Raw genomic sequence first — 1250 nt, forward strand, 5'->3', positions numbered from 1 at the left:
GGGCACGGACTGGGACGCCGCGGTCGCGTACTGGAAGACCCTCAGGACGGACCCGGACGCGGTCTTCGACGCCGAGGTCGTCATCCGGGCCGAGGAGCTCTCGCCGTTCGTCACCTGGGGCACCAACCCCGGCCAGGGCGCCCCGCTGTCCGCCGCGGTCCCCGACCCCGCTTCGTACGAGGACGCTTCGGAGCGCCTGGCCGCCGAAAAGGCCCTGGAATACATGGGGTTGACCGCCGGACAGCCACTGCGCGACATCAACGTCGACACCGTCTTCGTAGGTTCATGCACCAACGGCCGCATCGAGGACCTGCGCAACGCGGCCGCCGTCATCCAGGGCCGCAAAGTCGCCGACGGCGTACGGATGCTGGTCGTCCCGGGCTCGGTCCGCGTCGCCCTGCAGGCCATGGACGAGGGCCTGGACAAGGTGTTCACCACCGCCGGCGCCCAATGGCGCCACGCCGGCTGCTCGATGTGCCTGGGCATGAACCCCGACCAGCTGGCCCCCGGCGAGCGCTCCGCATCCACCTCCAACCGCAACTTCGAGGGCAGGCAGGGCAAGGGCGGCCGCACCCACCTGGTCTCGCCCCAGGTCGCCGCCGCAACCGCAGTCCTCGGCCACCTGGCCTCGCCCGCCGACCTGTCCGACGCCCAAATGCCCGTGGAGGCCTGACAACCATGGAAGCTTTCACCACACACACCGGCCGGGCCGTACCGCTGCGCCGCTCCAACGTCGACACCGACCAGATCATCCCCGCCCACTGGCTCAAGAAGGTCACCCGCGACGGCTTCCAGGACGGACTCTTCGAGGCCTGGCGCAAGGACTCCGACTTCATCCTGAACAAGCCCGAACGCAACGGCGCCACCGTTTTGGTGGCCGGCCCCGACTTCGGCACCGGCTCCTCCCGCGAACACGCCGTATGGGCCCTGCAGAACTACGGCTTCAAAACCGTCATCTCATCCCGCTTCGCCGACATCTTCCGCGGCAACTCACTGAAGAACGGGCTGCTCACGGTGGTTCTCGACCAGAAAGTCGTGGACGCGCTGTGGGAGCTGACCGAGCGCGACCCGGGCGCCGAAATCACCGTCGACCTGCACGACCGCCAGGTTCGCGCGGAAGGCGTCACCGCAGGCTTCGAACTCGACGAGAACGCCCGCTGGCGGCTCCTGAACGGCCTGGACGACATCTCGATCACGCTCCAGAACGAGCCCGACATCGCCACCTACGAAGCCCACCGCCCCACCTTCAA

Annotated in this window: 2 protein-coding genes; both read left to right on the top strand. The window is 68.6% G+C overall.

What is annotated here, in order from left to right; translation table 11 throughout:
• Positions 1–673, top strand: a 673-nt coding sequence (locus tag ACIQ8J_RS35910) for an aconitase family protein (protein ID WP_403608153.1), incomplete at its 5' end; no start/stop codon positions are given.
• A 5-nt stretch (positions 674–678) separates the two neighbouring features.
• On the top strand, positions 679–1250 hold a 572-nt coding region (leuD, locus tag ACIQ8J_RS35915), incomplete at its 3' end, for a 3-isopropylmalate dehydratase small subunit (protein ID WP_403608155.1).

Source organism: Streptomyces sp. NPDC094147 (assembly GCF_044764265.1).
In the GTDB taxonomy this organism is placed as follows: Bacteria; Actinomycetota; Actinomycetes; order Streptomycetales; family Streptomycetaceae; genus Streptomyces.